The sequence below is a fragment of the Pseudomaricurvus sp. genome, assembly GCF_965662505.1.
GTDB lineage: Bacteria > Pseudomonadota > Gammaproteobacteria > Pseudomonadales > Cellvibrionaceae > Pseudomaricurvus.
In genome coordinates this window covers 268-6,120 of record NZ_CBFIHX010000165.1, presented here as the reverse complement: position 1 = coordinate 6,120, position 5,853 = coordinate 268, and the positions used below count along the sequence as shown (strand labels likewise).

At 51.1% G+C, this 5,853-nt stretch carries 5 protein-coding genes; 3 read left to right on the top strand and 2 right to left on the bottom strand.

Annotation, left to right across the window (positions count from 1 at the left end; genetic code table 11):
• Window positions 1–181: 181 nt before the first annotated feature.
• The gene (locus ACTG33_RS15680; protein ID WP_439136163.1) at window positions 182–658 is read right to left on the bottom strand and encodes an acyl-CoA thioesterase; all 477 of its coding nucleotides are present in this window, start codon (window positions 656–658) and stop codon (window positions 182–184) included.
• Window positions 659–845: 187 nt separating this feature from the next.
• Here ACTG33_RS15680 and ACTG33_RS15675 point away from each other — a divergent pair, with 187 nt between their 5' ends.
• From ACTG33_RS15675 to katG, 3 genes are all read left to right on the top strand, one after another.
• A complete protein-coding gene (locus ACTG33_RS15675) occupies window positions 846–1,829 on the top strand; it encodes an LLM class flavin-dependent oxidoreductase (protein WP_439136162.1) in 984 nt (327 codons plus the stop codon).
• A 198-nt stretch (window positions 1,830–2,027) separates the two neighbouring features.
• A complete protein-coding gene (locus ACTG33_RS15670; RefSeq protein ID WP_439136161.1) occupies window positions 2,028–2,447 on the top strand; it encodes a Rap1a/Tai family immunity protein in 420 nt (139 codons plus the stop codon).
• 361 nt (window positions 2,448–2,808) lie between these two features.
• Window positions 2,809–5,001, top strand: a complete 2,193-nt coding sequence (gene katG, locus ACTG33_RS15665) for a catalase/peroxidase HPI (RefSeq protein ID WP_439136160.1) — start codon at window positions 2,809–2,811, stop codon at window positions 4,999–5,001.
• A gap of 74 nt (window positions 5,002–5,075) precedes the next feature.
• Here the strand turns inward: katG and ACTG33_RS15660 are convergent, their stop codons facing one another.
• On the bottom strand, window positions 5,076–5,825 hold the full coding sequence (locus ACTG33_RS15660; protein WP_439136159.1) for a hypothetical protein: 750 nt from the start codon (window positions 5,823–5,825) through the stop codon (window positions 5,076–5,078).
• Between the last annotated feature and the right edge of the window lie 28 nt (window positions 5,826–5,853).

Genomic DNA, 5,853 nt, shown 5'->3' with positions numbered 1-5,853 from the left:
AAGCCTCAGAATAACTCGGTAATCCATAGCCAGAGCGAGATACCGGGTGGGCGTTAGTTGATCTTACCCGCTTGCAGCTGTGCTCACTTCAGAGTGAGTCAAAGGGTACCGTAACGACAGCTACTCACTATTCTGCCCCAACACCTGCGCCTGGTTCTGCACCGACCCTTGCTGAACGCAGTTACGTCAGGTGTGCGCTCATTTCTTTGGTGATCTTCTCACGCATATGCATTAACCGAATCGCCGAGTCTCGCATTTCAATGCCTTTTTCGGTGGTGGGTTTCCATTCGGGTATCGGGCTGGGCATGCCTTCGTCATCCACCGCAACCATGATTGCCACACAGTGGGTGGTCAGATGCTTTTCTGCGGAAGTAGGGTCGCCAGCTCTCACTTCTATGCCCAGATGCATTGATGTACGGCCGGTGTAAATTACCTGAGCCTCCACCTCGACCATATTCCCGACCAGAATTGGTCGCACAAAGCGCATTCCGCCCACATACGCCGTGATGCAGTATTGCCCACTCCAGGCAGCAGCGCAGCCGTATGCGGCCAGGTCAATCCATTTCATGGCGGCCCCGCCGTGAACCTTGCCACCGAAATTGACGTCGCTGGGTTCTGCTAGAAATCGCAGGGTAAGGGTGTGTTCGGTGCCTGGCATGAGATTGTCCTAATGCTTTTAGTGTCAGGACAATATAAACGGAATGGAGGGGGAGTCCAAGGCTCAGTAGGCGGCCTTTCCGTCAGCCGGTCAGTAGATTTGGTCTTTATGTGCTTGGGTGGGAGAATGCATACAGGTTAACCTTTATACATTTACTTTAGTCACTAAACACCATTGTGGGAGCTGTATGACTCAATTATCCATTCTCGAGTTGGGGCGGGTGCGGGAGGGTTCCGATCGCCGCGCGGCCCTTAACGAAGCACGCGATCTGGCCTTGCACGCTGAAAAGCTGGGCTATCAGCGCTTTTGGGTCGCCGAACATCATAATATGGCCGCCGTCACTACCGCGGCCACGTCACTGGTAATCCAGCACATCGCCGCGGCCACCAATACCATCAGAGTCGGTGCCGGTGGAGTGATGCTGCCCAATCACGCCCCCTATGTTATCGCTGAACAATTTGGCACGCTGGCGACGCTATACCCCGATCGTATTGAGCTGGGTTTGGGGCGTGCTCCGGGTACAGATCCTATGACTCTGCGAGCATTGCGGCGCAACCCCGCCAGCGCCGACCACTTTCCTCAGGACGTGCTCGAATTGCAGGGATATCTGGGGCCTGTTCAGCCGGGTCAGAAAATTGAAGCAGTACCGGGATCGAATACCCAGGTGCCGCTGTGGATTCTCGGTTCCAGCCTGTTTGGGGCGCAATTGGCTGCAGAGCTCGGTTTGCCCTATGGTTTCGCCTCACACTTTGCGCCTCAGGCACTGGATGATGCGATTCGTATATATCGTGAGTTGTTCAAACCTTCGGCGCAGTTGTCGGAACCCTATGTGCTGATCGGAGCCAATGTGATTGCCGCCGATACCGATGAAGAGGCTCGCTGGCTGCACACTTCTCAGCAGATGTCGTTTGCCAATCTGGTGAGAGGACAGCGCAACCTGATGTTACCGCCCATCGACAATATCGATGACTACTGGAGCCCGATGGAGAGGGCGCAGGCCTCTCAAATGCTGGAGTGCAGCGTTGTGGGCAGTCAGGACACCGTAGCCGCTGGTATTGAGCAGTTGCTCGAGAGGACTCAGGCGGATGAAATTATGGTAGTGTCGGATATGTTTTATCCGGAAAAGAGGCGTCATTCCCTGGAATTGATTCGTGACGCTGTGCCCATTTAGGTTCATTGTGGTATTTTCGGAAGATGACGCAGTCAGTTTGTGCGCTTGCCGTTTTTAGTTTTTGCTCGCAATGGCTTGTTTTGATTTGATCGTTTTTACGTCTTGTTCGTTTATAGAGTAAGCTGTCCGGATGTACTGAGGAAATAATGATAACAACCAATAATAACTACCAACAATAACTACGAAGAGGGAAACAGCATGGTGTGCAAACTACGGTGGGCAGCTGTTACGGGGTTGTTGCTGCTGGCGAATATTGCCAGTGCTTTGGACGCGATGACCGCCGATGATCTGACCCGTGCCTGTCAGCGGTTACTGGACGGCGGGAATGACGTGCAATGTGTTGCTTATATCCAGGGCTATATTGCCGGAGCTGAGCAAACAACTTTCGGCGAGCAATCCAGCCAACAAGATTCATCCGATTTTTTCCAGCGCGCAGTGCGCACTCGATTGGGTGAGACTACTCAGATTAATGCTCAGGGGCATGTTTATTGTATTCCTGCCGAAGAGTCCTTTCGTGCCTTCGCAGATAAAGTGGTGACTGTCGGTGAAGAAGCTAACATCACTGCCGAAGAGATCATGGAAGCTGTGTTGAAGCAGCACTTTCCGTGCGAGGCATAAGGTAAAGAGTCAACCATCCGTTCAGAACGGCACAACTTCAGTGTCGTTGTTGCTCTGTCTGGCATATATTGATTCCTCTCAAAAAACCGATGTTGGTAGAATGATCTATGTGAAAGATTTTTCTGATGTGTGTACATTTTGAGGCGGATTATGCTCCGGAAGCTGGACGGAAAACCTGTAAGAAGAAAACGAAGTTTCTGAGGTTCTGGTTAGATTAATTGGAAATTCATAGTCATCTGCCATGTCAGCGATAAAAGTTTTCTATGATGACTTCTACTCCTTCATGACCTATATATCTATCGTGTTTAGAGTTAATAAGTCGTTCAACGGGATCCTCCCATTGAGCTGAAGGAGAATAATAATGATCAAACGAACCTTACCTCTGGTGGCTGCAATCGCAATTGCAGTTTCTTCTCCCTCGCAAGCGGAAAACATGTTCAGCGGCAAGGCCAAACCCAACAATTTTTGGTGGCCAAATCAATTGGATTTAGGGCCGTTGCGTGACAACGATGAACGCTCCAGCCCATACGGTGATGACTTCGATTACGCAGAAGCTTTTGCAAGCGTCGATATAAAAGCACTGAAAGCGGATATCGAGAAAGTATTAACCACCTCACAGGACTGGTGGCCCGCAGATTGGGGGCACTACGGTGGACTGATGATCCGCATGGCCTGGCACAGTGCCGGTACTTATCGCATTCACGATGGCCGCGGCGGTGCAGAAGGAGCCCAGCAACGCTTTGAGCCGCTGGGCAGTTGGCCTGACAACGTCAGTCTCGACAAGGCGCGTCGTCTGTTGTGGCCCGTAAAACAGAAATACGGACGCAACGTTTCCTGGGCTGACCTGATTATTTTGGCAGGCAATGTCTCATTGGAGTCCATGGGGTTCGAAACTCTGGGTTTCGCGGGTGGACGTGTCGATGACTGGGAGGCCGATATGGTCTACTGGGGACCCGAATCCAAAATGATGGGTAATGACAAGCGCTTCGATAAAGACGGTAATCTGGAAAAACCCATAGCCGCGTTGCACATGGGACTCATCTACGTAAACCCGGAAGGTCGCAACGGCAATCTGGATCCGGTGATGGCCGCCGAAGACATACGCAAGTCGTTTTCCCGCATGGCGATGAACGACGAAGAAACCGTTGCATTAATCGCTGGCGGGCACACTCTTGGGAAAGTCCACGGCGGCAGTAAGCCAGATTGTGTAGGCCCCGAACCTGCTGCAGCCCCGACAGAGCAGCAAGGGCTGGGGTGGAAAAACAAATGCGGTAAAGGGCACTCGGAAGACACCATGACCAGCGGTCTTGAAGGTGCCTGGACACAGACGCCCACTGCTTGGTCGATCCTCTATCTCGACAACCTGTTTCGGTTTGATTGGAAAAAGCATGAATCCCCCGGTGGCGGAACGGTGTGGATTCCCACCGACGAGTCCATGATGAAGAGCGTGCCCGATGCCCATGTTAAAGGTAAGCGCAATCCGCCAATTATGTTGACCACGGATCTGGCGCTGAAAGAAGATCCAGAGTTCCGAAAAATCGCCGAACGCTTCTGGAAAAATCCCAAAGAATTTGACAAGGCTTTTGCCAAGGCCTGGTTCAAACTGACGCATCGTGATTTGGGGCCAAGCACTCGCTATGTCGGCAGCGAAGCGCCCAAAGAAACCTTTATCTGGCAGGATCCGGTGCCCAAAGGTGAGCCACTCAGTGATGAAGAGGTCAGTAAGCTTAAATCGAGAATACTCAAGTCCGGTCTCACGGTGCCGGAGTTGGTTCGTACCGCTTGGGCTTCGGCCTCCACCTATCGTTATTCGGACATGCGCGGCGGAGCCAACGGTGCCCGTATTCGTCTTGCGCCGCAAAAAGACTGGCCGGTGAATAACCCGGAGGAATTAACCAAAGTTCTGAACAAGTTGAATGACATTCGCAAAGGTTCCAACAGCAAAGTTTCAATGGCTGACATGATCGTCCTCGGTGGTGCGGCAGCGATTGAACAGGCCGCAAAGGATGCCGGTCATAAAGTTACTGTGCCGTTCACATCAGGACGAGGCGATGCTTATGCTGAAATGACAGATGCCGAAGCCTTTGACGTTCTGGAGCCCAAAGCCGATGCCTTCCGAAACTACTATTCTGACGGCGCCTACTATCCGCCCAAGGAAATGATGGTAGAGAAGGCGGACTTGCTGGCGCTTACCGCTCCGGAAATGACGGCGTTGATTGGAGGTATGCGGACGCTCGGCGCCAATACCGATGGCAGCAAACACGGCGTACTGACCAAAACCCCAGGACAGCTCAGCAACGACTTCTTCGTTAACCTGCTCGATATGTCGACAGAATGGAAGCCAGCTAAAACCGAAGGTTTGTACGAAGGGCGTGATCGAAAGTCTGGAAAACTAAAGTGGACTGCAACGTCTGTGGACTTGGTGTTCGGTTCCAATTCAGAGCTTAGGGCTCTTTCAGAAGCCTATGCAGCAGAAGGTGGTGAGAAGGTCTTTATCGACGACTTTGTGAAAGCCTGGACCCAGGTGATGACACAGGATCGATTTGATATCTGATCTTTTGACCGTTGTTTTAACTGCGACTTAAAAGAAACGGCCTTGCGGGATAATCATCGCAAGGCCGCTTTTGTTTACCAGCCAATGTCCTCCACATCACTAACCTCAATGGGTTTTTCTTCCCGAAATGGCGAGTGCAGTCCCAGTATCGGAGGGTTGTCCGGATCGACATCCTCCGGCTGCAGGATTTGAATGTGACTCAGAAAATCGAGAATCGATTCAAACACCAGACGCTTGTGTTCGGGATCAGGAAGTTTTTGATTGCCCCAGAAGGTGGTGAGGTTGATATAGATGGCCAGCGTCAAGTCATCGTTTAGCCGGGTATAGAGATCATGATGCATGGTGCCACCTAAATAGCCGGTTAGGGCTTCATGCCAGAGTCTCCCATTGACAGAATGGGATTCAAGATCGCTGGTTGATTGGGGGTAAAACGTCGTACAGTCCTTTTCATCTTCAAAGCAAAGTTTGCCTAAATTTATGATGGCCAGTTGTAGGTCTTCCTGATTACGGATTTTTCCCTGTGTCGGAAGACCAAACTCCAATGAATGAAATAACTTAAAGGTCGCTAAAACACTTCCTTGTATTTCTATGCTATTGGGCGTTTGTATTTCGCAGGGCCAGGATATATCAAATAAATTTATAGGCCCATGTGCTTCTTGTTGACTAAGTGTGATAGCGTTTGAAAAGTCTGTGTCGCTAATGGTAAAGCCGTTTATCGGATCGTCAGGTGCGGGGCCTTTCAAGTTAACGATTACACCGCCTAGATTAAAGCCGTAGTCGTGTTGCCGCTCAAAGTTCATCCACTCTAATTGGGGTGTAGTCATGCGGAGACCTTAAAGTAGTCAAAGAAAG